We start from the raw sequence: 803 nt of genomic DNA on the forward strand, positions 1-803 counted from the left end.
GATTGCCACCGGCCACTGCCTATGGCTTCCAGTAGTGAGCCCCGCACTAAGCGTGCTGCATCTCAGTCAATGCAATCTGTATATTTTTTGAAGTGAGGTTGGTATGAAGTATTTTTCCTTCTTGCTCGCTCTAATGTCTTGTTTGCTATCACCAGTAAGTGCTAATGCAGAGTGGATACAAGTCACAGGGCAGGCAGATTTTGATGGTCAACGCTATGATCTGGCGAGAGATCGTGCTCGACAGGATGCGCTTAAGCAAGCTCTGCTTCAGGCGGGTGCCCGAGTAAAGAGTGATCAACGTGTTAGCAATGGAAAGATAAGTAAGGACTACTTTTCAGTTTCGGGTGAAGCGCGTATTCGTAAATCTGTACTACAAGATGAATTTGTTAAAAAAGGCATCTTGAATCTGGTGATGAACTTTGATGTTGAAGAAGTTGCCAGTTGCCCTGATTCCCAAGCAAAAAAATATCGTAAAAAAATCGCGGTGCTGGGGTTTTCGGTTCAGTCTCCTGCTCAACTGAGATTGGGGGGGTTTCATAATATTGAGCGTGGATTGGCCAGTGCACTTAATCAGTCTTTACAGCTGCAAGATAAGTTAGTTGTTTTCGAGCAGAGTGAGTTTTCTTTGCATCAGGATGTGATCAATGCGCCCAGTCACTTCACATCGCAGAGTACACTGACCAAAGCGGCTGATTACGCGAAGCAGGTTGGAGCTCAATTTGTTATCTCAGGTGTGGTGAGAGATCTGTCGCTAGAAGACCCGGAAGCTTTCTCCACATCATATTGGGCGAAACTGAAAAGGA

At 45.6% G+C, this 803-nt stretch carries 1 protein-coding gene; it reads left to right on the plus strand.

Annotated features, from left to right (window positions below):
* Nucleotides 1-103: 103 nt before the first annotated feature.
* The coding region (locus A3756_RS20815; protein WP_197481438.1) for a flagellar assembly protein T N-terminal domain-containing protein at nt 104-803 on the plus strand (700 nt) is incomplete at its 3' end.

The organism is Oleiphilus sp. HI0086 (genome assembly GCF_001635225.1).